Origin of the sequence: Nisaea acidiphila (assembly GCF_024662015.1) — a bacterium.
Classification (GTDB): domain Bacteria; phylum Pseudomonadota; class Alphaproteobacteria; order Thalassobaculales; family Thalassobaculaceae; genus Nisaea; species Nisaea acidiphila.
Window position 1 is genome coordinate 2,674,036 of the sequence record NZ_CP102480.1, and the last position, 23,526, is coordinate 2,697,561.

The window sequence follows — 23,526 nt, forward strand, 5'->3', positions numbered from 1 at the left end:
ATCCGTCGGACGCGTGCGGCGCGTCCCGACGCCTTTGCGGGAAGGGTTGCGACCTTAAATGCTCGACAATATTTCAATTCTGTTCCAGGCGCCGATCTTCGCCGTGGACCTGCTGGTGCAAGGGTTGCTGATCGGCGGGATCTTCGTCCTCGCCGCCTACGGCCTCGCGCTGGTCTGGGGCGTGATGAACGTGAAGAATCTCGCCCAGGGCGACATGGTGATCCTCGGCGGTTACGTCGCCTACCAGTGCACGCTCTGGGGCATGCATCCGATCATCGCGCTGCCGATTGCCTTCATGCTGCTCTTCGCGCTCGGCTGGGGCATCTACGCGACCATCATCCGACGCGTCGTCGACCGCGACATGTTCACGTCGCTGCTCGCGACATTCGGGCTCAGCCTGCTGATCCAGCAGGCGCTGAATCTGCGCTTCGGGCCGGAGGTCAAGATCGCGGAATCCGGTTTCGGCACGCTCGATTTCGGCGATCTGACCATTCCCGCGATCCGCTTCGTCGGGCTCGGACTGGCGGCGGTACTTGCGGTCGGACTGGTGCTGTTCATGCGCAATTCCCGCATGGGCCAGGCGATCCGCGCGACGGCGCAGGATCCGCGTGCGGCCCGCGTGCTCGGGATCAACACCGACCGGGTCTACGCCTTCACTTATGCGCTGAACGCCGCGATCTGCGGCGCCGCGGGCGTACTGGTGGCGATGATCTGGAACATCCAGCCCTTCTACGGGATCGTGCATTCGATCCGGGCCTTCATCATCGTGACCGCGGCCGGCCTCGGCAACCTTCCGGGCGTGGTCGTCGCCGGCTTCGGGCTCGGGGTTTGGGAGAACTATTCCGGCTTCATCTTCGGGGCCGAGTTCGCCGTCGCGGCCGTCGTCATCGTCCTCGTGCTGGTGCTGATGGTCCGGCTCTTCCAGATGTACCGGGTAAGGCAGGTGGTCCGATGAGCCCGCGGAAACTCGATCTCTCGATCTACGGCGCGCTGATCGCCGCCGGGATCCTGGTGCCCCTGCTGGCACCGGCCTTCACCAGCCAGATGGCGGTGCTCTGGCTGATGGTGCTGATGGCCGTCACCTGGGACATGACCGGCGGCCAGATGGGTTATAACTCGCTCGGCAACATCACCTTCTTCGGGATCGGGATGTATGCCTCTGCGGTGGTGCAGATCGGCCTCGTTTACGATGTCGCCGAATACACCTCGGCGTTCGGCGCCATCAAGGTGGACTTCACGGAAGACCAATACTGGACCGGTCTTTTCCTCGGGATCGGTTTCGGCGGCGTGATGGCGACGATCTTCGCGATGATCGTCGGCCCCTTCATGCTCGGCCTGCGCGGTCCCTATTTCGCCATCGGCACCCTCGGCCTCGCGGTCGCGGTCGCCGAGATGGTGAGCGGCTGGCGCTATGTCGGCGGCGGCAGCGGGATCTCGATGCCGGTCTTCCCGGGGGCGGCGGGCACCGGCTCGCTGGTCTTCTACATTCTCCTTTTCGCGCTTGCGATCCTCTCCCATCTGGTGGTCCGGGCGGTCCTGAAGACCCGTTTCGGTCTTGCCATCAACGCGATACGGGACGACGAGGACAAGGCGGAGGCGATGGGCATCCACACCACCCGCTACAAGGTGATCGCCTGGATGATTCCGGCTTTCTTCATGGGCATGGCGGGCGCCGTTTTCGGCAACATGTCCGGTTTCATCGAGCCGCTCGAGGTTGCCTTCCCGACCGCGACTTTCGGCATCTTCATGGTCGCCATGGCACTGCTCGGCGGCAAGGGAACGATCTGGGGGCCGGTGCTCGGCGCCATTCTCTTCCACATCATCAAGGAAGTGACCTGGACCCATCTGCTCGGCTGGCAGTGGGTGGCGCTGGGCGCGATCATCATCATCAACATCGTCTATTTCCAGCAGGGCATCCTCGGCTGGGCGCAGGACCGCTGGCCGGCGCTCTTCGGCCTCACGGTGGACGAGCGAATGACCCGGACGGGACAGGCGGAGGCGGCGGAATGAGCGGCAACCTTATCGAAGTGCGCGGCGTCTCCAAGAGCTTCGGAGGCGTCGTCGCGAACAAGGGGGTCAGCATCGACGTTGCCGAAGGCGGCATCACCGGGCTGATCGGGCCGAACGGATCGGGCAAGACGACGCTCTTCAATTCGATCGTCGGTTATCACCCGATCGACGAGGGCTCGATCCAGTTCAAGGGCCGGGAGATTTCCAAGCTCCGGGTGCCCGAGATCGCCCGGCTCGGCCTGCTCCGCACCTTCCAGCAGACCCGCATCTACTCGAAGATGGACTGCATGAAGAACATGCTGATCTCCGTCTCGCACCGGGACGAGGGCCTCGGCACCATGTTCGGCTCCATGCGGGACCGGGAAACAGAGGAGTTCGCGGAGGAACTGCTTGAGTTCGTCGGGCTCTACCAGAAACGCTTCCTGATTGCGGGCGAACTTTCCTTCGGGCAGCAGAAGCTGCTGGAATTCGCCATGGCTCTGATGAACCGGCCCGAGGTCCTGCTGCTTGACGAGCCGACGGCGGGGATCAACCCGACCCTGATCAACGGCCTGATCGATCGCCTGAAACGGGCGAACGAGCAGTTCGGCATCACCCTCTTCGTCATCGAGCACAACATGCGGGTGATCATGAACCTCGCCGACCGGATCTCCTGCCTCGCCCATGGCGAGCTGCTGGCGACCGGGACGCCGGACGAGATCCAGAACGACCCGCGCGTGGTCGACGCCTATCTGGGAGCCCACTGATGAGCGATAACGAACATGAGGTATCCGTCACGGTGAGCGAGGCCAGGATCAGCGGCTACGGCAGCGGCGGCGTCGAGACGGTGATTTCCGTCGAAGAGGTGGTCAAGCAGGTCGAGGCGATCGCGGATGGCCCCGACCAAGCCAGGATCGATGCGTTGGCGGGGCCGGATCCCTATCTCTCGATCGAACACCTGAAGGCCGGCTACGGGAAGATGCAGATCCTGCATGACTTTTCGCTCAAGGTCGGCAAGGGGCAGTCCTGCTGTCTGATCGGTCCGAACGGGGCCGGCAAGTCGACGGTGCTGCACTCGATCTTCGGCTTCACGAATATCTTCTCCGGCAAGGTCGATGTCGGCGGCCAGGATGTGACTCACTATTCCTCGAACGAGAAGCTGAAGAACGCGGGCATCGCCTACATCCTGCAGGACAAGTCCGTCTTCGGCGGCATGACCGTCGAGGAAAATCTCTGGATGGGCGGCTACCTGAAGGAGACCACGGCGGAGGCGAAGGAGGCGGCGGAGAAGATTTTCGAGAAGTACCCTCGCCTCGCCGCCCGCCGGAACCATCAGGCCAAGGTGCTGTCCGGCGGCGAGCGCCGCCTTCTCGAGATCAGCCGGGCATTGGTCATGGAGCCGGAGGTGCTGCTGGTGGACGAGCCCTCGATCGGTCTCGAGCCGCGCTTCATCGACATGGTGTTCGAGATCCTCGACGATTTGCAGCGGGTCGAGGGCAAGACCATCCTGATGGTGGAGCAGAACGCCAAGAAGGGGCTCGAATTCGCCGATATCGGCTACGTGCTGGTCTCCGGCCAGACCGCGATGGCGGGCACCGGCGAAGAGCTCCTGGCGAACCCGGAGGTCGGGCGGCTGTTCCTCGGGGGCTAGCGTTCCAGCCCGAGCCGTTTGTGCCAGGCTTCGATGCTTTCTTCCGGATAGCCGTCGAAGCACTGGTCCTTCGGGCCTTCATGCAGCGGCACCCAGTCCGGTTTGCTCCCGAGCATCAGGTGGGTGCGTTCCGGTGCGGCCGGCAGCGGGGTGTCGATGGCGCCGGCCTGCGGGTGCACGAGTTCCGGCCAGCGCGGGTCCCAGAGCCAGAGAGCTGAGCCGCATCTGCTGCAGAAACTGCGCTCGGCGGGACTCTCGTCGCCTTCTATCCTGGCGTTGTATTTCGTGATGTGTTCCGCGCCCTCGATCTCGAGGCTTTCGAAATCGCCCGAGAGATTGATCGCGTAGCCGCCGCTGCCGGCGGTCTTGCGGCAGATCGAGCAGTAGCAGAGATTGAACGGATAGGGGTGCCGGCTCTCCAGGCTGAAGCGCACGGCGCCGCAATGGCAGGAGCCTTCAAGCTTCACCGAGTTTCTCCGTTCCCGCATCGACGCTGAAGTTAGGCCGGAAGAAATTGACCCGGGCACGGCCATAGATGCGGCTCTCGACCTCGTCCAGCCATTCGGGAACTTCCAGCTCTTCCGACTTCTCGCATTCGACGACGACCAGCGTGTTTCCGTCGATCCAGCCGCGCTCGTGCAGCCGGTCGATTGCCGGGGCGGCCAGACCGCTGCGGTAAGGCGGATCCATCAGCACAAGTGAGACCGGACGCGGGCTGGTCCGTTGCAGGGTGAGCACGTCGCCCTCGATCACGGTCACGTCGCCCCCGGCTTTCAGGCGGGAAGTATTCTGGTGCAGCGCGGTCACCGCCTCCCGGTCGCTTTCGATGAAGAACACTTCCGCCGCACCGCGTGAGAGGGCTTCGAGGCCCAGCGCGCCGGTACCGGCGAAGACATCGACCACAAGGCCGTCCGAGACGGGATCGCCATGCTTGCCGCCGGCGAGAATGCCGAAAAGCGACTCGCGCGTCCGGTCCGCCGTCGGCCGGGTCGTCCAGTTCTCAGGGGCGACGAGTTTGGTTCCGCGATGTTTTCCCGCGACGATCCGCATGTTTCTCTCCACGAGCCGGCCGCGGTTTTGCATTTCCCCGGGCCGTATTCTGCTTGGACGCCGTGCCGCGCGTCGAGCGTTTTTCGCCGCCGCTTGCGGCTTGCCCCTGTTCCTTGCCCGGCTGGCGTCGCGGACCTTTGAACGGTGCCTTCGGTTTTGCCGTCGCGGTGCCGGTCTTCTTTTCTTCCTTGAGGCCGAGCTGTTCCTTCAGCGTCGCCTGCCGAACCTCCGCGACCTCTCCTGCCGGCAGTTCGCCAAGCTGGAACGGGCCGTAGGAGACCCGGATCAGCCGGTTCACCTTGAGGCCGACATGGTCCATCAGCTTGCGGATCTCGCGGTTCTTGCCCTCGCGGATGCCGAGGGTGAGCCAGGTATTCGACTTGCCCTCGATGTCGCGCTCGACGGTGACCGGGCCGTACTTGATGCCGTCGACCGTCGGTCCCTTGCGGAGCAGGGCGATCGATTTCTCGGTGATCGAGCCGTAGACCCGGACCCGGTATTTACGCAGCCAGCCGGTGGCCGGAAGTTCCAGAAGACGCGAGAGTTCGCCGTCATTGGTCAGGAGCAGCAGCCCCTCGGTGTCGAAGTCGAGCCGCCCGACGGTCACCACGCGCGGAAGGTCGGGAGGTAGCACGTCGAACACGGTCTCCCGGCCTTCGGGGTCCTTGTTGGTCGTCACCACGCCGCGCGGCTTGTGGAAGCGCCAGAGCCGGGTGGGCTCCAGCACCGGCAGGTCGCGGCCGTCGACCCGGATGCGGCTTTCCGCCGTTACGGTGATCGCGGGGCTGTCCAGCACCTTGCCGTCCAGCTCGACCCGGCCGGCGGCGATCCATTGCTCGGCCTCGCGGCGCGAGCAAAGCCCGGCGCGGGCGAGCCTTTTCGCGATCCGCTCGGCGCCGCGATCCTCGGTGAAGACTTTGCTGAAATCGGTCATGGATCAGGTCTTACGCGCGGGCGCGCGCGGATGCAACGCGCATCCAAATCAGTTGGAGGCGGGCGTGCTTGCCGCTAGGAAGGAAAGATGGACGAGACACGCGAAAATCCGATGGCGCTCGCGCTCGCCGAGGCCGAAGCGGCGGCGGCACGGGGCGAGGTGCCGGTTGGCGCCGTGGTGACCGATGCGGAAGGCCGGGTGCTGGCCTCCGCCGGAAACCGGGTCGAGGAGCTGAACGACCCGAGCGCCCACGCGGAAATCCTGGCGATCCGCGCCGCCGCGGCGAAGACCGGTTCGCCGCGCCTGACCGGCTGCGACCTTCACGTCACGCTCGAGCCCTGTCCGATGTGCGCGCAGGCGATCAGCTTCGCCCGCATCCGCCGGCTCGCCTTCGGCGCCTACGACCCGAAGGGCGGCGGCGTGGAGCATGGGCCGCGCATCTATCACCAGACGACCTGCCACCATCAGCCGGAAGTGGTCGGCGGCGTCGAGGAACGCCGCGCCGGCGATCTGCTTCGGGAGTTCTTCCGGGACCGCCGCCCGGACCGCAGCTAGGGGAAGCTGACATGCAACTCAATCTTTCGCCGGAGGCCTCCATCGTCATCCTGACGGGGGCCGGCATTTCCAAGGAAAGCGGCCTCGATACTTTCCGCGACGCGGACGGGATCTGGTCGAAGGTCAATCTGGAGGATGTCGCGACGCCGGAGGGCTACCGGCGCAATCCGGTGATGGTGCACGAATTCTACAATGCCCGCCGACGCTCCCTGCTGAACGCCAACGTGACGCCGAACGCGGCCCATGCGGCACTGGCGAAGCTGGAGAAGGAATGGCCGGGAACGGTTTTGCTGGTCACGCAGAATATCGACGATCTGCATGAACGCGCGGGCTCGTCGAACCTGCTGCACATGCATGGCGAGATGCTGAAAGTGCGCTGCGAGCGCACCGGAGAGATCTTCGAGTGGCGCGAGGATCTCGGCCTCGAGAGCCGCAGTCCGACCACGAACGAGGCCGGAACGCTGCGCCCGCATGTGGTCTGGTTCGGGGAGATGCCGCTCTATATGGAAGAGATCTACGAGGCGCTTTCCGACGCCGACCTCTTCATCTCCATCGGCACCTCCGGCAACGTCTATCCCGCCGCCGGCTTCGTCCAGGAGGCCCGCATGCACGGCGCCCACACGATCGAGCTCAATCTCGAGCCGTCCGAGGGCGCGACCCTCTTCGCCGAGAAGCGCTACGGCCCCGCGAGCGAGATCGTGCCGGATTATGTGGAAGAGTTGCTGGGAGCTTGCTAGCTACGCCAGCTACACTCTGTCGTCATCCCCATGAAAATGGGGACCCAGAGACGACGGGCTGCGCTCTACGAGCCCTGGGTCCCCGCTTTCGCGGGAATGACGACATATTTGGCGAGAGACCGATCAGCGCGGCTGCATGCGGATCGCGCCGTCCAGCCGCACGGTCTCGCCGTTCAGCATCACGTTGTCGATCATCGCGAGTGCCAGTTTCGCGTATTCCTCCGGCGTGCCGAAGCGCGAGGGATAGGGCACGGTGGCGGCGAGGCTGTCCTGCACCTCCTGCGGCATGCCGAGCAGCATCGGGGTGCCGAAGAGGCCCGGCGCGATGGTGTTGAAGCGGATCCCGGCCTTGGAGAATTCTCGCGCGCCGACGATGGTCAGCGCGTGCACGCCGCCCTTGGAGGCGGCATAGGCGCTCTGTCCGATCTGGCCCTCGAAGGCGGCGACGGAGGCGGTGGAGATGACGATGCCGCGTTCGCCGTCCTCAAGCGGGTCCATCTCAGCCATGTCGGCCGCGGCGAGCCGCATCATGTTGAAGGTGCCGATCAGGTTCACCTCGATGACGCGGCGGAAATTGTCGAGCGGCATCGGCCCGTTGCGGCCGACGATACGCTCCGCAGGCGCGATGCCGGCGCAGTTCACCAGGATGCGGGCCGGGCCGTGCGCCTCACGGGCCTTGGCGATGGCGGCTTCCGCCGAGGCGGCGTCGGCGACGTCGCAAGCAACCGCGATCCCGCCGATCTCCTGGGCGACCTTCCCGGCACCCTCCGCGTTGACGTCGAACAAAGCGACCTTCGCTCCCGCCGCCGCCAGCGCCCGCGCGGTGCCCGCGCCGAGCCCGCTGCCGCCGCCGGTCACGATCGCGGCTTGCCCCTGAACCTGCATCTCATTGCTCCCTTGAGGTGTTTTCTCCGCCACGGTCTTTCTCGACCGTGTCCGGCAAGGCTATAACTGGCGGCAGTGAAACCGAAACCCGCCCGTGCGTCCAGCGCGGCAAACGGAAGCACTGCCGATGTTCTCATTCCTCCGAGACGTTCCCCGCCCGGCCCTGGTCCTCGGTCTCGGCGGCGTCATCCCGTTCTACATTCTCTCCCTGCCGCTCTGGCTGACGGACCCACTCTACGGCTACGTCCTGATCGACAGCATGATCACCTACGGCGCGGTCATTCTGTCTTTCCTCGGTGCGGTCCACTGGGGGGCGGCGATGTGGCAGGGCGAGCTCGAGGAGGCGCGCGAAGAGGACGAGGAGGAAATGGATCGGGCCTCCTGGGCGCGCTATGGCTGGAGCGTGATCCCGGCGCTGATCGCCTGGATCGGCACCCTGCTGATCCCGTTCGCCGGTCTCATGCTGATCGCGGTCGGCATCGCGCTGGCCTATTTCATCGACCTGCGCGCCTGCCGGGCGGGGTTCTTTCCGGAATGGTACGAGGGTTTGCGGAAGGTCCTGACGATCCTGGTGCTCCTCGCCTGTGCCAACGCCGCGGTCAGCGGCGTGATTCAGCCATACTGATCAAGGCGGGATATCTTCCCCGCCGATGCAATTCCGGGTTGGTGTGCCTGTCCCTCTCTGCTATGCCGGTTCCATACTGATCTGACGGGGACCGGAATGTTTCAGAGAATTGGGGTGCTTGCGGTTTGCGGGGTTCTCTCCGCTTGCGTCGTGACGAACGGGCCGTTCAATTCGGACGGGCAGCTTCAGCTTCAAAAGGGGCACGGCGCCGTCGGGTTTACGCTGGACTTCGCCCATCAGGGCGCGACCAGCCCCATGTCGGTCGAGATCCAGCGCTACGACCCTCTGACCGGACGGATCGTTCCGGTCGAAGAGGGCGGCGCGACCGCGCGGGCCGCATTCTCCTATCAGCCGGAGCTCGGGCGTCCGGACCGGTACTGGACCTTCGGCCTTCCCGCAGGCGAATACGCGATCACCCGTATCGGCGAGACCGAAGCCGTCGGCGCGCTGGTGCCGCAAGGCGGCGACCCCCTGGCCGCGCTGCTGATCATCGGGGTCTCGCTCGCCGTGACCACGGCGATCGCGGAGGCAATCCCGGACAACGAGGTCAATTTCGTGGAGGACGGCCAGTTGCTGGCGGACGCTCCGAAATTCACCGTCAGCAGGGGCGAACTCGTCTATCTCGGTACCATCCGCCTCGATGCGGAAGAAAGGATGACGACGGTTGTCCGCACGGAGTCCGACGGCGTGGCGAACGAGATGACCTCGTTCGATGCTTCCCGCACCGTCGAAACCCAGGTTCCGGAGTACCGGGTGCTGATAGACTATCAGCAGGATCAGGCCTCGCTTGCGGAATACCTGGCGAACGTGAACACCGGCTCCGCCGCTGTCGGGTCGATGACCCTCGATAGCTTTGCCCCGCAAATTTATGTGATGAAAGAATGGGACGACGTCACGAACGGTCCCCGTTCCATCGCGCGCGCGGCCTATGACGGGCCGGCGCTGAACGGACCGCGGCCCCGGTTCTCCTATCAGAAAGGCGTGACGCCGGCGCCTCCACCCGCTCCCGCGCCGGGTGCGCATCTCTCGAAGACCGACCGGCGCACGCTTCAGGAGCAGTTCCTGGGCGGGCAGATCACGGAAGCAGAATATCGGGCGGCCACGGCCAAACCGGAGTAACGATTGACGCGGATGGGCCGACCGTCAATGTCGGCCTGACTGCTCGTCCGTCAGTACGACCGGATGATGGTCGGTCTTGTTGCGCACGGGTTTCTTGCCGAGCTGTGCTTCGCGGCGTGCGATATAGAGTGTCGACGCGACGATAAGGGCCGCACCGGCCATGGTGTGAGGGCCCGGGATGTCCGCGAACAGCCAGTAGCCGATGAAGCCGGCGAATATCAGGCGCGAATAGTCGAACGGCACCACTGCCGTTGCTTCCCCGACCTTGAAGCCGCGCACCGCGCAGGCCTGTCCCGCCGAGCCGAGCGCGCCGACCGAGAGCAACAGGCCGAGTTCCGTCCAGGTCGGCTGCTGCCAGACCAGAAGCGCCGGTATCGTCATGATCGATGTCGAGATGATGCCGAAACTGAAGAGAATTGTGAGCGGGGATTCCGTCTCGCTGAGTTTCTTCACCACGACCACCACGAGGGCGACGAACATCGTCCCGAGCAGCGCGATCCCCGAGGCGAAGCCGATCTCAGAGGAGCCGGGCCGCACCATGATCAGCACGCCGAGAAAGCCGACTGCGGTGGCCGACCAGCGCCGCCAGCGGACTTTCTCGTTCAGGAAGAGGACCGCCAGCACGATCATGAAGAGCGGTTTGGCGAAGCTGATTGCCGTCGCATCGGCGAGCGGCATGTGGGTGACCGAATAGAAGCCGCAGGCCATTGCGCCGGCGCCGAGGCAACCGCGCAGCAGGTGGGCGAAGGGGCGTCTGGTCTTGAAGACCTGCGGCCCGGCCCGGAACATGAAGGGCAGGATCACCGCGAGGCCGAAGGCGCAGCGGAAAAAGGCGATCTGAAAGGTGTCGAGGCGGGCGCCGAGCAGCTTCACATTCGCCTGCATGATCGAAAAGATGACGCAGGAAACGGCGATCCAGAGCGCACCCTGGGTGTTGGGCGACAAGGCGGCCCAGCGGGCGGACAGGGATGTTTCGGCCAAGGCCATAGGGAGATATCGGGCGCCTTCTTGGCGCCGCGTCCATAATCTGTGGAGTCAGACGAGAATACGCCGCGGCCCTCTGTCTACCAGCGCTGATTGCGCATTGCTGCCTTGCCGTTAGCGGGACCGGGACCGCAAGGCGGCGCAAATCCGGGACTGCCGCCGGTTCAGGACGCGCTCTCTCCGCCAGGCCAGACGACGAGGATATTGCTGGATTTCCAGATCGGCCCCGGATCCTCGAACGTGCCGCTCTCCGTCCCGCCGAGGGACTTGTAGAATTGCCGCGCGGCGGCGTTCTGCTCCACGACAGAGAGACCCGCGCCCTCGAAATCCAGTTCGCTCATCTGTTGCAGCGCAAGCCGGAGAAGATGCGCGCCGAGCCCTCGTCCGCGCTGGCTCGCATCGACGTATAGATGCTTGATCTCGCCCCTCCTGCCGAAGATCCGGGCGTTTGGAGGGGCATAGCTGACGAGCCCGACGATCGTGCCGCCATCCATGGCGAGCAGCGTTTTCTTGCGGGGATCCGGCGAGCCGAGGGACTCGATCCAACCGGGCAGGCGGCGCGACTCGTCGAGAACGGCGATCGCCTCTGCCGGCGCGATGTCGCCGTAGGTCTCGCGCCAGACCTTGACGTGGAACGAGGCGATGTCATGCGCGTCGGCGGGAACCGCGTCACGGATCTCGATACCTTTCGGCATTCCTGCGGCTTTCATGGATTGCGCTCCGGTCTTGCCTGCTTCGGTACAGTAATTCGGTGCCCGCCGCGCCTCACCAGCGCCGATTGCGCAATGCAGCATTGCCCGCAGTACGGCGCCTCGCTATAGGTTTGGGCGAAGAGGCAAGACGCCGTCCGGTTGAAAGCCGGCAGAAGGGCGCGGCAAACAGGGGACGCCGAGAGATGACGACCGACAGCACACCGCTTTGGCAGCCGAGCGCCGAGCGCATCGCGAATGCGAACATCACCCGTTTCATCGATTTCGTGAACCGGGATCGCGGCGCCGGTCTGACCGATTTCGACAGCCTTTACGATTGGTCCGTCACGGAACTCGAGAGCTTCTGGGACGCGCTCTGGGATTTCTCCGGCATCGTCGGCGACAAGGGCAGCGACGTCATCCTGAAGGATGGCGACAAGATGCCGGGCGCCGCTTTTTTCCCCGATGCGAAGGTGAATTTCGCCGAGAACCTGCTGCGCCGCCGCGACGATGCCGACGCGATCGTCTTCTGGGGCGAGGACAAGGTGAAGCGTCGGCTGAGCTTTGCCCAGCTCTATGACGAGGTCTCGAAATTCGTCCAGGCCCTGAAGGCCGAGGGTGTCGGTCCGGGAGACCGGGTCGCGGCCTTCATGCCGAACATGCCGGAAACGATCATCGCCATGGCTGCGACGGCGAGCCTCGGCGCGGTCTGGTCCTCCTGCTCGCCCGATTTCGGCATCCGCGGCGTGCTCGACCGGTTCGGGCAGATCGAGCCCAAGGTCTTCGTCGCCGTCGAGGGCTATTATTACGGCGGCAAGGCGTTCGACACGCTGGACAAGGTCGAGGGCATCCTTGCCGAACTGCCGAGCGTGAAGAAGACGGTGATCGTGCCTTACACCCGCGAGGAGCCACCGATCGGCGCTCTCAAGAACGCGGTCAGCTACGGCGATTTCACGGGGGCTTTCCAGCCGGGCGACATCGACTTTGTCCGCATGGGCTTCAACGAGCCGCTCTACATCATGTTCTCCTCGGGGACGACGGGCGTGCCGAAATGCATCGTGCACGGCATCGGCGGCACGCTGATCCAGCATCTGAAGGAGCATCAGCTCCACAGCGACGTGAAGAAGGACGATAGGGTCTTCTATTTCACGACCTGCGGCTGGATGATGTGGAACTGGCTGGTCAGCGGCCTCGCCTCCGAGGCGACACTGCTGCTCTATGACGGCAATCCGTTCTACCCGAGCGCCAACATCCTCTTCGACTATGCCGACGCCGAGAAGATGACCCTTTTCGGCACCTCGGCGAAATATATCGACGCCCTGAACAAGGCCGGGGTGACGCCGAAGGAGACCCACGATCTCTCGACCGTGCGGGCGATGACCTCGACCGGCTCGCCGCTTGTGCCGGAGGGCTTCGACTATGTCTATGCCTCGATCAAGTCGGACCTGCAGCTCTCCTCGATCTCGGGCGGCACCGACATCGTCTCCTGCTTCGTGCTCGGCAACCCGGTCGGTCCGGTCTGGCGCGGCGAGATCCAGACCCGCGGCCTCGGCCTCGCGGTCAATGTCTTCGACGACGACGGCAAGCCGGTCGTCGGCGAGAAGGGCGAGCTGGTCTGCACCCGGCCCTTCCCCTGCATGCCGATCATGTTCTGGAACGATCCGGACGGCTCCAAGTACAAGGGCGCCTATTTCGAGAGCTATGACAATATCTGGTGCCATGGAGATTACGTGGAGCTGACTCCGCGCGGCGGCATGGTGATCTACGGCCGCTCCGACGCGGTGCTGAACCCGGGCGGCGTGCGCATCGGCACGGCGGAGATCTACCGCCAGGTGGAGAAGCTGCCGGAGGTGCTGGAAGGCCTCGTGATCGGGCAGGACTGGGACGACGACGTGCGCGTCGTGCTCTTTGTCCGTCTCGCCGAGGGTGTGACCCTGGATGACGCGCTGGTCAAAAAGATCAAGGACAGCGTCCGCAAAGGCGCTTCGCCCCGTCACGTGCCGGCGAAGATTTTGGCCGTCGCCGATATCCCGCGCACCAAGAGCGGCAAGATCGTCGAGCTCGCCGTACGCAACGTCGTGCATGGCCGTCCGGTGAAGAATGTCGAGGCGTTGGCCAATCCGGAAGCCCTGAAGCTTTACGATGGGCTTGCTGAACTTTCAGCCTGAAGCCGGTAAACCGGAATACGGCACCGCGCAGAATGCTTGGCCGCGCGTCCGGCCCCCGATAGGCTGACCCCGGGGCTTGGCGGGGATAACCGAGGAAAAGGCGATTTCGGCCCAGGACATCAGTACGGATCGGGACCTTCCGGACGCGGAGTTTTCCCGCCGCCAGCTTGAGGAGATCGTACGCGAACTGGAGTCCGCGATCGAGGAGACGCGGCAATGGCTGGCGCTGTTTCACCGCGCGCTGGTCTGCCACCTGCGCCCGGACCCCGAAGTGATCACCGAGGACGCGCACCGGATGAGCCGTTTCGGGCGCTGGTACTCGACGAACCGGGACGACGACCTTTTCTCCCAGCCGGCTTTCGCCGCGCTCGTCGGGATGCATCAGGCGATCTATGCGCATGCGGCGATCCTGGCGGTCCGTGGCTGGAAGGATTCGTCGATACCGCCGGGCGAATACGACGCGCTCCTACACAAGATCGAAAGCTTCAACGAGCAGGCCGGGCGCATGGCACGAGCTTTCCGGGCCGCGCTCTCGGATCTGGATCCGCTGACCGGTACCAATACGCGCCGGACGATGGAGAAGGAACTGCTGCGGGAGCAGCAGCGGATCCGCCGTACCGGCCGCCCCTGTTCCGTTGCCATTGCCGATATCGATCGCTTCAAGTCGGTGAACGACACCTTCGGGCACCATGCGGGCGATCGCGTGCTGTCCCGTGTCACCCGTATGATCGAGGACTCGCTCCGGCCCTATGATTCCATCTACCGCTTCGGCGGCGAGGAATTTCTGATTTGTCTGCCGGACTCGGACCCGGAAGAGGCGCGCCGCGTGCTTGACCGTGTGCGCAAGAAGATCGCCGAGACCCCGATCGAGATCGATAGCGACGAGCCTCTCCTCGTGACCGTGTCCTTCGGAGTCGCCCAGCTGGTGCCGCGGCGCCGGTTGAAAGAGATCACCGAGCGCGCGGACCGCGCCCTCTACGAGGCGAAGAATACCGGCCGTGACAGGGTCGTGGTCTGGACCGCCGAGCTTGGCTGACGCCTGTACCGGATGTTTCCGGTTTCGCCGATTGGGATTGCCGCCATGCCTGAGCCGGGTATGATCCCGTGCAACGTTTAAATTGATGAAAACGCCGGGGAGTTGGTTCAGTGGCACTAGACAAGGGACGGGCTACCGAGCTTGAGCATATGGTCCGCAAGATGGGCGGGATCATTTCGGTATTTGAAGTCCGGTCGGACCCTGTCGGAAATGCGCGCTTCAGTGCTTTCCGGGACCTGATGGACGTGTTCCACGCCATGTGCGAGCGCCAGCTGAAGGAGCAGAAGGATTTCATCGACGAAATGGGCGACCTGACAGAAGAGGAAAGCGAGCGTGTGAAGGCCGCGTTCGAAAAGATCTACGGCAAACCGCCGAGCGGGGTCTGATATCAGGTCTTACTGAATATGGTGGAAGGCGAAGCCGCCTTCCTCCTTGGCCCGCTTCTTCAGTTCGGCGAAAGCCGTCAGAACGGTTTCCAGGTCCGAATGACGCCGGCCCGCCTCGATCACCAGCATGGCGGCACTACAGGTGAGAAGCGGATAGCTGCGCAGCTTACCGTCGCGGCCGCGGGCCTCGATCGAACCGCGCTCCCGCGCATCCTTGTCGTAGAAGCTTTCCACATCCTCGGCGAATTGCTGCCGTGCCGCGTAAGTCAGCTTGCTGACTTCGGACATGTCGGCTCCGCGTGTCCCGACGAAGAAATCGTCTCCACCGATATGTCCGACGAAGTATTCGGGACCGGCAAAGGTCTGGCGCAGATTTTCCGCGAAGAGCAGCAGGGCCCGGTCGCCCTGGCGGAAGCCGTAGGTGTCGTTGAAAGGCTTGAAGTTATCGAAATCGAAATGCAGCAGAGCGCAACTCTCTTCGGTGTCGGTCAGGGCATCGGCGATATAGTCCGAGATCGACGTGTTGCCGGGCAGCTTGGTGAGCGGGTTCATCTCGCGTGCGATGATGAGGTTTTTCTCGTTCAGCACCCGCAGTAACGACGAATTGTCGAGGAAGCCGACATAAGACGCATTCTCGACGATGATCACACCGTTCAGCGTGTCGTTGTGGCTGTAGATCTGCAGGATGCGCTCTGCCTGGGTATGGATATCCGCGATCGGGCAGGGACGCACGAAATCGCCGAGCCTCTTGCCGAAGCTGCGGTTGACGATCAGGTCTTTTCCGTAGGGCGAGAAGGCATAGGCCTTTAGATCGACGTCGCGCACGATGCCGAGCGGCCGCCCGTTGACGTCGAGCACCGGAAAGAGCCGTGCGCTCTGGTTGGTGCGGAATGCGTCGAACACATCCTGCATCGGAGTGTCGATATCCAGTGTCGGGACCTCGATGATCTGTTCCCGCAGAATGTGCTGGTCCGAGGTCCTGGCGCGCCGGTCCCGCCGCCGCGCCGAGAGCAGGGTTTCGTAACTTCGGCTGAGGCTCTCATGCTCGAGGGTCGGGCGGGCGACGAGGTACCCTTGCACCAGATCGAAGCCGAGTTCGCGACAGCTGCTGAGATCCTCGTCCGTTTCCACCCCTTCGGCGATGGTCTGGATGCCGAGCACCTCGAACATGTCGATCAGGCTGGAGACGAAGAGCTTCTTCTTCGGGTCGCGGGCTACGTTGTTGATGAAGTAGCGGTCGAACTTCACATATTCGGCATGCTCCTCGTGCAGCAGTCGCAGGCGGGCATAGCCCTCGCCGAAATCGTCGAGCGCGATCTGGATTCCATGTTCCCGGGCCTGCCGGAGCGCACTTGTCGCGTCACTGTCCTGTGAGATGTCGGATCTTTCCGAAACCTCGAGGCAGAGCTGGGTGCTCGATAGCCCGAGCTTGGCCATGCCGTCGAGGATTGCTGAGGTTCGCCGGCTGAGCGACGGCAGGCTGCGGGCGTCGATATTGAAAAAAAGATGCAGCCCCTCGGCGCAGGAGAGCGCGGCGAAATCCTTCAGGGCCTTGTCGAGCAGCCGGGCTTCGAGCTCTTCGACCATGCCGGCGGCAGCGGCTTTGTCGAAAACGTCCGCGATGCTCTCGAAGCCGAGCGCATCGCTGCCGCGGAGCAGCGCTTCGAACCCATGGGTGAGGCCGGTATCGAGATGGACAATGGGCTGGAATGCGTGGCGCAGTCCGGAGACGACACTTTCGAGCGGCGGGAAATCGCCGGTGGAGCCGAGCATTTCTGCACCGTCTGCAACGGCTGCTTTCATATCAAGCACTAAAACTCGCCACTGACGTCCAAAAGGATAAGCGAGAACCCTTTTTATTTCATTCCGCGCCTTTTTAAATCCTTTTGTATGTGAATGTTAAATGAATAAAAAATCAGATTTTTTGCTGTTTTTTTATAAAATTTTACCAATCTATACTTGAGATTCGCGGGCGACCGCGCGCCATCCGATGTCCTTGCGGCAGAATCCGTTCGACCAGTTGACCTTGCCGACACTCTCGTAAGCGCGCTTCTGCGCTTCGGAAACCGAGCCGCCGCGCGCGGTAACGACCAGCACCCGTCCGCCTGTCGCCAGCAGCACGCCCTTGTCGGTCCGCGCGGTGCCTGCATGGAAGGTGGTGACAGTATCGCTGTCCTTGGGCAGCTCCGCGATCAGCGTGTTTTTCTCGTAAGAGCCGGGATAGCCCTTGGAGGCGAGCACCACGCAGAGTGCCGTCTCGTCGCGCCAGCGCAGGGTAATCTGGTCGAGCTGGCCGTCGGCCGACGCGATCAGCGCGGGGAGCAGATCGCTCATCAGCCGCACCATCAGCACTTCGCATTCGGGATCGCCGAAGCGGACATTGTGCTCGATCAGCTTCGGCCCGTCGGCAGTGATCATCAGGCCCGCGAAAAGCACCCCCTTGAAAGGCATGCCTTCGGCCGCCATGCCGTCGACGGTCGGCTGGACGATCTCTTCCATCACCCGGCCGATCATCGCCTCGTCCATGACCGGCGCGGGCGAATAGGCGCCCATGCCACCGGTATTCGGCCCGGTATCGCCTTCGCCAACGGCCTTGTGGTCCTGCGCGGCGACGAGCGGCAGAGCGGTCTTGCCGTCGCAGAGTGCGAAGAAGCTGGCCTCCTCGCCGACGAGACATTCCTCGATCACCACCTCCTCGCCGGCGGCCCCGAAGGCCTTGTCGGACATGGCGTCTTCGAGTGCCGAGATCGCCTCGTTGACGCTCTGCGCCACGGTCACGCCCTTGCCGGCGGCAAGCCCGTCCGCCTTGATGACGATCGGTGCGCCCTGCTGGGTGACGTAATCCTTCGCCGCTTCCAGATCGGTGAAGCGGGCATAGGCGGCGGTCGGAATGCCATGCCGGTCGCAAATTCCCTTGGTGAAGGCTTTCGAACCTTCGAGCTGAGCGGCGGCCGCGTTCGGCCCGAAAGCCTTGATGCCGGCCGCATCCAGCTTGTCCACAAGGCCGGCGACGAGCGGGGCTTCCGGGCCGACGACGACGAAGTCGATGGCATTGTTCTGGGCGAACGACACCAGCCCGTCCAGATCCTCCGCCTTTACCTCGACGCATTCGGCAACGTCGGCGATCCCGGCATTGCCCGGCGCGCAATAGAGGTGATCGCAAAGCGGCGAGGCCGCGATGGCCCAGCACAAGGCATGTTCCCGTCCACCCGAACCGACGACCAGAATGCGCATTTTCCTGTCCCCATGCTTTCGTTCGGCGGCCTTGTAGCATAAATTTCGGATATGCAAGACGATAGCCCGCCGCCTTCCGGCAATATCCCCGAATTCTCGGTCAGCGAGATCTCCTTCCAGGTCAAACGGACCGTCGAAGGCGCTTTCGAACATGTGCGCGTGCGCGGCGAGGTTTCCCGTCCGACCCGGGCCGGATCCGGCCATGTCTATCTCACGCTGAAGGACGAGAAGTCGGTGCTCGACGCGGTCTGCTGGCGCGGCACGGCGCAGCGCCTCTCGGTGCAGCCGGAAGAAGGCATGGAGGTGATCTGCACCGGCAAGCTGACGACCTTCCCGGGGCGCTCCAAGTATCAGATGGTGATCGAGCAGATGGAACTCGCCGGCGAGGGCGCGCTTCTGAAGCTCCTGGAGGAGCGCAAGAAGAAGCTCGCCGCCGAGGGCCTCTTCGCCGATGAGCGCAAGCGTCCGCTGCCGTTCCTGCCGAAGGTGATCGGCGTCGTCACTTCGCCGACCGGTGCGGTGATTCGAGACATTCTGCACCGGCTCTCGGACCGTTTCCCGACCCATGTGCTGGTCTGGCCGGTGCTGGTCCAGGGAGAGGCGGCCAAGGACCAGGTCGCGGCCGCGATCGAAGGCTTCAACGCGATCGCGCCGGGCGGACCGGTGCCGCGTCCGGACCTGTTGATCGTGGCGCGCGGCGGCGGCAGTCTCGAGGATCTCTGGGCCTTCAACGAGGAAATCGTGGTGCGTGCGGCGGCGGCGAGCGAGATCCCGCTGATCTCCGCCGTCGGGCACGAGACCGACACCACGCTGATCGATTTCGCCTCCGACCGGCGGGCGCCGACACCGACGGCCGCGGCCGAGATGGCGGTGCCGGTGCGCGCGGAGCTGCTCGCCACGCTGATGCAGGACGAGTCCCGTCTCTTCAACGGGCTTCAGCGTAAGCTCGGCGAGGCGGAGACAAGGCTGACAGGTCTTGCGCGCGGGCTCGGCGATCCCCGGTCGATCATCGAGGCGAAGGCGCAGACGGTGGACTATCGTTGGCAGACGGCAAGTGCAGCGACCGATCGCATGCTTTCGCGTCTTTCCGAACAGGTACGCGATCTCGCTGCGCAGATCCCGGAGCCGGCGGCGGAACTCGGAAGGCTCGAAAACCGTTTCGTCACCGCGCGACAGAAACTGGACTCTGTGCTCGACAGTTTCCGTCAGACGGCGGCAAGCGATCTCCGTGCGGCCTCCGTGCGCCTCAGGCTGGAGCCGGTCGCAGACCGCATGACGCGCGGCGCACGCGATGCGGGGCGGGCCTGGGTGCAGATCGAACGCGCGGTGGACCGCATTCTCGTGCAGCAGAACGACCGGCTGACCTCGGTCGGCCGTATTCTGGAGAGCAATTCCTACGAGCAGACTCTGAAGCGCGGCTTTGCGCTGGTGCGCGACGCGGACGGCGCGCCGGTGACCCGCGCGGCGTCCCTCTCCGAAGGCGACGGGGTCTCGATCCATTTCGGCGACGGCAGCCGAGATGCGGTTATCGGCGCCGGTTCGCCGGATGGGCCCGAGGCGAAACCGTCGCCGCCAAAACAGACGGCGAAACCGAAGGCCGGTAAGACCGATCCGGCGCAGGGGAGCCTGCTGTGAGCCGGTTGCTTTTTCTGATTCTTCTCGTTCTTGCGGCCCGGCCCGCTGCGGCCGTTACCCTGGAAATGAACGGCGCCTTCACGCAGGGTGGAATTATCATGGGCCGCACCGATCCGGGTACGGAACTCACGTTGGACGGCAAGCCCGTGCGCGTAAGCCCGGACGGCATTTTCGTGCTGGGCTTCGGGCGCGAGGCGGAGCCGAAAGCGGAGCTGGTGGCGCGCGGTGCCGATGGCCGCGAGCAGCGCCGGACGCTTGACGTCGCCAAGCGGGACTACAAGATCCAGCGTATCGACGGTTTGCCGCAGAAATACGTCGCGCCGCCGGCCGACGTGTTGGCGCGCATCCGTCGAGAGAATGCCGAGATCAAGCGTGTCCGTCAGATCGACACTGAGCATGCCTATTTCGCCGAAGGCTTCATCTGGCCGGCCAAAGGCCGGATCTCCGGCGTCTACGGCAGCCAGAGGATCCTCAATGGCGAACCGAAGCGTCCCCATTACGGGGTCGACGTTGCGGCGCCGGCCGGCACGCCGGTGGTGGCCCCTGCGGGCGGCATCGTGCGGCTGGCAGAGAGAGACCTCTACTATACCGGCGGAACCATCATCCTGGATCACGGTCACGGTCTGACTTCGGCCTTCCTGCACATGCAGGACGTCACGGTGAAAGTCGGACAAGAGCTGAAGCGGGGCGATCCGATGGGTACGATCGGGAGCACGGGCCGTTCGACGGGCGCGCATCTCGATTGGCGGATCAATTGGTTCGACGTTCGGGTCGATGCCGCCGTGCTGGTGCCGCCTATGGGTGAATGAGCCGGTCGAGCAGATCCTCGAGCGCTGCCGCATTCTCCCAGACGAGATCCACGTCGACGCGCCGCACCATCAGGCGCAGTTCTTCCGGCAACCGGACGTGGTCCTTCGCTGTCGTCAGCAGCAGGGCGTCCTCCCTCTCGGCCCGCCCGATCAGATCGATCAGATCCTCGCCGCGATACGGCGCATGATCGCCGAAGGCACGGGTTTCCAGCAGTGAGACGCCGAGCTCTTCCAGGGTCTCGAAGAACTTTTCCGGCCGTCCGATCCCGGCAAAGGCGATCGCACGCTCACCTCTTAGGCCAAGCGCGTTCCGCGCGGGGGTGAGCCGCCCCCGAAGCACCGGAAGCGTCCGGGCCAGCGCCGGTGCAAGTTCGTGCCGGTCTTCGCCGAGCAGGATCGCCGCGTCGGCGCGGGCGAGGCCGCCCGCAACGCTCTCGCGGAGCGGGCCGGCGGGGATCACATGGCCGTTGCCGAACCCGTAGGCACCGTCGATGACGAGCACGGAGGCCGATTTCACGCTCGTCGGGTTTTGGAATCCGTCATCCATCAGGATGATATCAGCCCCCGCGGCGGCGGCCATTTCCGCACCCGCCGCCCGGTTCCTGGAGATCCAGGTCGGCGCGACCTCCGCGAGCAGCAGCGGTTCGTCCCCGACGTCGGATGCGGAATGCCGGTCCGGCTGCACCTGGAGCGGTCCCGCAAGGTTTCCGCCGTAGCCCCGGCTGAGAAAGGCCACCTTCAGTCCGCGTTTCGTGAAGGCGCGGCCAAGGGACAGCGCGACGGGGGTCTTACCGGCCCCGCCGGCGACGAGATTGCCGACGCAGATGACCGGAACCGGTGCGCGATATGGGCTCGCCGCGGCTGCGCGGAGGGAGGCGCCCGCCCGGTAGAGCCAGGAGGCCGGTGTCAGCAGGGCGGGCAGCAGGCCGGTCTTGCGCCAGAAGCTAGGGGCTTTCACCTTCGCGCTCCGCGCTCTGCGACGGCGGCGAAAATCCGCTCCGCCATCTCGTCCGCGATCGCGCCCTGCCCGAGCGCGAAGGTCTTCGCATTGGCGCCAAGCTCCGCACGCGCGGAATCGTCTCGCAGCAGGTCGCGGATCCGGCGGCCGAGATCCGTCGCATCGGCGATTTCGCGTGCCGCATGTGCCGCGATCATGTCGGAGGCGATATCCGCGTTCTTCGCCATCAGCTGGCCGAACAGCACCGGCTTGCCGAAATGGGCGGGCTCCAGCGGGTTGTGTCCGCCGACGGGAACCAGCGAGCCGGCGACGAACACGGCGTCGGAGAGGTCGAACAAGGTCCCCATCTCGCCGAGCGTGTCGGCGACGTAAATCTCCGTCTCCGTTCCCGGCAGTGCGCCGTCTGAACGGCGGACGCATTTGAAGCCCGCTGCTGTCAATGCGTCGGAGATTTCCACACCCCGTGTGGGATGGCGCGGCGCGATGATCGTCAGCAGGTCCTGACATTCGGCGGCGGCGAGCCGATGCGCTTCGGCGGCAGCCTTTTCCTCGCCCGGATGGGTACTGGCCGCGAGAAAGACCGGGCGTGTGCCGATCGCCGTGCGCAGCGCGGCGCGTTTGTCCGGATCCGCGGCTAGGGGCGCGGCGGCGCGTTTCAGGTTGCCGACCCAGAGCACCGGGGACCGGGTCAGGCTCTCGAAACCGGCCTTCTGCTCCGGGTTGCTCGCCAGGACCAGCGCGAATTCGCTGAACAGGCGCCCGGTGAAGGCGGAAAGGCGGCGCCAGCGTTCGAGGGAGCTTTCCGACATGCGCGCGTTGGCGAGGACCAGGGGAATGTCCCTCTTCGCGGCCGAAAGGACGAGGTTCGGCCAGAGGTCGGACTCGACGAAGATCGCCGCATCCGGCGCCCAGTGATCGAGGAAGCGGGCGATCCAGGCGGGCTGGTCGAGCGGCACGAATTGGTGCATCGCGCGCTTCGGCAGGCGGTCTTGCATCAGCCGGGCCGAGGTCAGGGTTCCGCTGGTGAGCAGGATGCTCAGGTCCGGGTCCTTTGCGAGCAGCCGCTCGATCAAGGCAAGTGCGGCCTGGCACTCGCCGACGCTGGCGCCGTGCACCCAGAACAGCCTTCCGGCCGGGCGCGCAAGGGAAGCCTCGCCGCGCCGTTCGCCGACCCGTTCCGGATCCTCCTTGCCGCGCGCGAGGCGTTTCCTCAGGAGGCCCTCCAGGATCGGAGCGGCAAGGCGCATGGCGCCGCTATAGAGATGAAAGATCATGCCGCCGCCGGTTCCGTATCGGCGGGCCGGATCGGCTCGGTTCCGAGCGCCCGGTCCGCCTCTTCGCAAAGCTGGTTGAGGCGGGTCTCTAGTTCAAGGCGGAGGCGTTCCTGCGTTTCGGCATCGGCGTCGCGCGGAACGTGGATCGGTGGGCCCCAGACGAAGATTCCGCGCGAGAAAGGCAGGGCGAGGATGAAGCGGTCCCAGCTTCGCAGCACCCGGCGGCGTGAGACGTTCCAGGTCACGGGATAGATCGGCGCGCCGCTCATGCGGGCGAGTGCGATGATGCCGTCGCTGACCCGCATCCGCGGGCCGCGCGGCCCGTCCGGCGTGATGGCGACGGAGCTGCCGTTCTTCAGCGCGCGCAGCATGGCGCGGATCGCCTGGGCCCCGCCCTTGCCCTTGCCGGCCGACCCGACGATGTCGTCGATGCCGAGATGCTGGATGGTGCGGGCGATCAGCCGTCCGTCGGGATGTTTCGACTGCAGCATCGCCATCGGGCGGCCGCGCGGCCAGATCTCGGTCATCAGCATGATGCGATTGTGCCAGAAGGCGCCGATCGCGGGCTGGTCGCTGCCAAGCGCCCGATCGCGAATTTCCGGGTTCAGGGTCTGCCAGCGGATGGTGCATGCAAGTAAGCGTATCAGGCCTGCCAGCAGGCGGCTTGCGACCTCGCGGCCAGTCTCCGTGCGCAACAGTCGCTTCAGCATGCTTTCCGTTCAGGTTCCGGGCCCGGCCGACCGCCGCCCGAAAGATCGGGCGAACGGTAGGGAATGCATACTAGCGCCCCGAACCGGCGCCAAGTTCT

Annotated in this window: 24 protein-coding genes; 13 read left to right on the forward strand and 11 right to left on the reverse strand. The window is 64.8% G+C overall.

The window, feature by feature from the left end:
- Positions 1-58 precede the first annotated feature (58 nt).
- Genes NUH88_RS12405 through NUH88_RS12420 form a run of 4 tightly spaced genes read left to right on the forward strand, consistent with a single transcriptional unit; the run spans position 59 to position 3,640 of the window.
- Positions 59-955 carry a branched-chain amino acid ABC transporter permease gene (locus NUH88_RS12405; RefSeq protein WP_257766725.1) on the forward strand — a complete coding sequence of 299 codons (897 nt, stop codon included), beginning with the start codon at positions 59-61 and terminating at the stop codon, positions 953-955.
- Complete coding sequence (locus NUH88_RS12410; RefSeq protein WP_257766726.1) at positions 952-2,010, forward strand: branched-chain amino acid ABC transporter permease; 1,059 nt, start codon at positions 952-954, stop codon at positions 2,008-2,010. Before NUH88_RS12405 ends, NUH88_RS12410 begins: the two co-directional genes overlap by 4 nt.
- Complete coding sequence (locus NUH88_RS12415; RefSeq protein ID WP_257766727.1) at positions 2,007-2,756, forward strand: ABC transporter ATP-binding protein; 750 nt, start codon at positions 2,007-2,009, stop codon at positions 2,754-2,756. Before NUH88_RS12410 ends, NUH88_RS12415 begins: the two co-directional genes overlap by 4 nt.
- Positions 2,756-3,640, forward strand: coding sequence for an ABC transporter ATP-binding protein (locus NUH88_RS12420; RefSeq protein WP_257766728.1), 885 nt, complete (start codon positions 2,756-2,758; stop codon positions 3,638-3,640). Before NUH88_RS12415 ends, NUH88_RS12420 begins: the two co-directional genes overlap by 1 nt.
- Here the strand turns inward: NUH88_RS12420 and NUH88_RS12425 are convergent.
- Genes NUH88_RS12425 through NUH88_RS12435 form a run of 3 tightly spaced genes read right to left on the reverse strand, consistent with a single transcriptional unit; the run spans position 3,637 to position 5,624 of the window.
- The gene (locus tag NUH88_RS12425) at positions 3,637-4,107 is read right to left on the reverse strand and encodes a GFA family protein (RefSeq protein WP_257766729.1); all 471 of its coding nucleotides are present in this window, start codon (positions 4,105-4,107) and stop codon (positions 3,637-3,639) included. The genes NUH88_RS12420 and NUH88_RS12425 overlap by 4 nt on opposite strands.
- Positions 4,097-4,690 carry a 16S rRNA (guanine(966)-N(2))-methyltransferase RsmD gene (rsmD, locus tag NUH88_RS12430; protein WP_257766730.1) on the reverse strand — a complete coding sequence of 198 codons (594 nt, stop codon included), beginning with the start codon at positions 4,688-4,690 and terminating at the stop codon, positions 4,097-4,099. Before rsmD ends, NUH88_RS12425 begins: the two co-directional genes overlap by 11 nt.
- Entirely contained in the window at positions 4,641-5,624 is a 984-nt protein-coding gene (locus tag NUH88_RS12435; protein ID WP_257766731.1) for a pseudouridine synthase, read from the reverse strand. Before NUH88_RS12435 ends, rsmD begins: the two co-directional genes overlap by 50 nt.
- A gap of 87 nt (positions 5,625-5,711) precedes the next feature.
- Between NUH88_RS12435 and NUH88_RS12440 the strand changes: the two genes are divergently transcribed.
- Together NUH88_RS12440 and cobB are read left to right on the forward strand one after the other, a co-directional pair.
- On the forward strand, positions 5,712-6,179 hold the full coding sequence (locus NUH88_RS12440) for a nucleoside deaminase (RefSeq protein WP_372743519.1): 468 nt from the start codon (positions 5,712-5,714) through the stop codon (positions 6,177-6,179).
- Positions 6,180-6,190: 11 nt separating this feature from the next.
- Positions 6,191-6,916 (forward strand): Sir2 family NAD+-dependent deacetylase, encoded by a 726-nt coding sequence (cobB, locus tag NUH88_RS12445; protein ID WP_257766732.1) that lies wholly within the window; start codon positions 6,191-6,193, stop codon positions 6,914-6,916.
- 123 nt (positions 6,917-7,039) lie between these two features.
- Here cobB and NUH88_RS12450 read toward each other — a convergent pair whose 3' ends face one another.
- Entirely contained in the window at positions 7,040-7,801 is a 762-nt protein-coding gene (locus NUH88_RS12450) for an SDR family NAD(P)-dependent oxidoreductase (RefSeq protein ID WP_257766733.1), read from the reverse strand.
- A gap of 127 nt (positions 7,802-7,928) precedes the next feature.
- On the opposite strand from NUH88_RS12450, the gene NUH88_RS12455 reads away from it, so the two are divergent.
- Entirely contained in the window at positions 7,929-8,426 is a 498-nt protein-coding gene (locus NUH88_RS12455; protein ID WP_257766734.1) for a DUF3429 domain-containing protein, read from the forward strand.
- A 96-nt stretch (positions 8,427-8,522) separates the two neighbouring features.
- On the forward strand, positions 8,523-9,545 hold the full coding sequence (locus tag NUH88_RS12460) for a hypothetical protein (RefSeq protein WP_257766735.1): 1,023 nt from the start codon (positions 8,523-8,525) through the stop codon (positions 9,543-9,545).
- Positions 9,546-9,569: 24 nt separating this feature from the next.
- Here NUH88_RS12460 and NUH88_RS12465 read toward each other — a convergent pair whose 3' ends face one another.
- Together NUH88_RS12465 and NUH88_RS12470 are read right to left on the reverse strand one after the other, a co-directional pair.
- Entirely contained in the window at positions 9,570-10,532 is a 963-nt protein-coding gene (locus NUH88_RS12465; RefSeq protein WP_257766736.1) for a DMT family transporter, read from the reverse strand.
- A 161-nt stretch (positions 10,533-10,693) separates the two neighbouring features.
- Positions 10,694-11,239, reverse strand: a complete 546-nt coding sequence (locus tag NUH88_RS12470; RefSeq protein WP_257766737.1) for a GNAT family N-acetyltransferase — start codon at positions 11,237-11,239, stop codon at positions 10,694-10,696.
- Positions 11,240-11,424: 185 nt separating this feature from the next.
- On the opposite strand from NUH88_RS12470, the gene NUH88_RS12475 reads away from it, so the two are divergent.
- The 3 genes from NUH88_RS12475 to NUH88_RS12485 all read left to right on the forward strand — a co-directional run bounded on the left by NUH88_RS12475 (position 11,425) and on the right by NUH88_RS12485 (position 14,808).
- Positions 11,425-13,386 (forward strand): acetoacetate--CoA ligase, encoded by a 1,962-nt coding sequence (locus NUH88_RS12475; protein ID WP_257766738.1) that lies wholly within the window; start codon positions 11,425-11,427, stop codon positions 13,384-13,386.
- A 76-nt stretch (positions 13,387-13,462) separates the two neighbouring features.
- Positions 13,463-14,422, forward strand: coding sequence for a diguanylate cyclase (locus tag NUH88_RS12480; protein ID WP_257766739.1), 960 nt, complete (start codon positions 13,463-13,465; stop codon positions 14,420-14,422).
- Between the two features lie 110 nt (positions 14,423-14,532).
- On the forward strand, positions 14,533-14,808 hold the full coding sequence (locus NUH88_RS12485) for a hypothetical protein (protein WP_257766740.1): 276 nt from the start codon (positions 14,533-14,535) through the stop codon (positions 14,806-14,808).
- A gap of 9 nt (positions 14,809-14,817) precedes the next feature.
- Here the strand turns inward: NUH88_RS12485 and NUH88_RS12490 are convergent, their stop codons facing one another.
- The gene (locus tag NUH88_RS12490) at positions 14,818-16,611 is read right to left on the reverse strand and encodes a GGDEF domain-containing protein (protein WP_257766741.1); all 1,794 of its coding nucleotides are present in this window, start codon (positions 16,609-16,611) and stop codon (positions 14,818-14,820) included.
- A 150-nt stretch (positions 16,612-16,761) separates the two neighbouring features.
- Complete coding sequence (purD, locus tag NUH88_RS12495; protein WP_257766742.1) at positions 16,762-18,042, reverse strand: phosphoribosylamine--glycine ligase; 1,281 nt, start codon at positions 18,040-18,042, stop codon at positions 16,762-16,764.
- Between the two features lie 51 nt (positions 18,043-18,093).
- Here purD and xseA point away from each other — a divergent pair, with 51 nt between their 5' ends.
- Both xseA and NUH88_RS12505 read left to right on the forward strand, forming a co-directional pair.
- Positions 18,094-19,677: an exodeoxyribonuclease VII large subunit gene (xseA, locus tag NUH88_RS12500; RefSeq protein WP_257766743.1), complete on the forward strand. Its 1,584-nt coding sequence runs from the start codon at positions 18,094-18,096 to the stop codon at positions 19,675-19,677.
- Positions 19,674-20,486, forward strand: a complete 813-nt coding sequence (locus NUH88_RS12505; protein ID WP_257766744.1) for a M23 family metallopeptidase — start codon at positions 19,674-19,676, stop codon at positions 20,484-20,486. Before xseA ends, NUH88_RS12505 begins: the two co-directional genes overlap by 4 nt.
- On the opposite strand, the gene lpxK is transcribed toward NUH88_RS12505, so the two are convergent.
- Genes lpxK through NUH88_RS12520 form a run of 3 tightly spaced genes read right to left on the reverse strand, consistent with a single transcriptional unit; the run spans position 20,473 to position 23,428 of the window.
- On the reverse strand, positions 20,473-21,444 hold the full coding sequence (lpxK, locus tag NUH88_RS12510) for a tetraacyldisaccharide 4'-kinase (RefSeq protein WP_257766745.1): 972 nt from the start codon (positions 21,442-21,444) through the stop codon (positions 20,473-20,475). The two genes, NUH88_RS12505 and lpxK, sit on opposite strands and share 14 nt — an antisense overlap.
- A complete protein-coding gene (locus NUH88_RS12515; RefSeq protein WP_257766746.1) occupies positions 21,441-22,718 on the reverse strand; it encodes a 3-deoxy-D-manno-octulosonic acid transferase in 1,278 nt (425 codons plus the stop codon). The genes lpxK and NUH88_RS12515 overlap by 4 nt, the downstream gene beginning before the upstream one ends.
- Positions 22,715-23,428 (reverse strand): lysophospholipid acyltransferase family protein, encoded by a 714-nt coding sequence (locus NUH88_RS12520; RefSeq protein WP_257766747.1) that lies wholly within the window; start codon positions 23,426-23,428, stop codon positions 22,715-22,717. The genes NUH88_RS12515 and NUH88_RS12520 overlap by 4 nt, the downstream gene beginning before the upstream one ends.
- Between the last annotated feature and the right edge of the window lie 98 nt (positions 23,429-23,526).